1 protein-coding gene is annotated in these 537 nt (G+C 44.7%); it reads left to right on the top strand.

The features are described 5' to 3' along the window. The first annotated feature begins 56 nt into the window (after positions 1-56). A complete protein-coding gene (gene yciA / locus R7040_RS29505) occupies positions 57-452 on the top strand; it encodes an acyl-CoA thioester hydrolase YciA (RefSeq protein ID WP_005459205.1) in 396 nt (131 codons plus the stop codon). Positions 453-537: the final 85 nt, after the last annotated feature.

A 537-nucleotide genomic window follows, 5' to 3' on the forward strand; every position in this document is an offset into this window, starting at 1 on the left:
TTGGCACACCATATTCGCGCTTTTTTTGAGCGCCCTTGAAGATTTAGGATGTCACTATGAGCCAAGAATTTAACTCTCCGAAAGGCCAGCTTCTGCTTCGTACCCTTGCAATGCCCGCTGATACAAATGCAAACGGCGATATCTTTGGTGGTTGGATAATGTCTCAACTTGACTTGGCGGGTGCGATTCTGGCGAAAGAGATCTGTTCTGGTCGCGTCGTTACCGTTTCTGTTTCAAGCATTACATTTAAAAAACCAGTCAGCGTAGGTGACGTGGTTTGTTGTTACGGCGTGTGTAAGAAAATCGGCCGTACATCTATGAGCGTTGACCTAGAAGTTTGGGTGAAACCAGTGAAAGTAGACGGCATCGAAGATCGTTTCATGGTTTGCGAAGCAACCTTTAACTATGTAGCCATCGACAGTGAAGGCAAACCACGTCCAGTGCAAAGCTAAGTCGTCATAAAATCGAATTGCTAGGAAGAATCTCACATTTTCTATTGTTCACTTGTGAGAGGTTCAAAAAAGACGTTAGATCGGA

It is taken from the genome of Vibrio sp. 1069, from assembly GCF_033340555.1.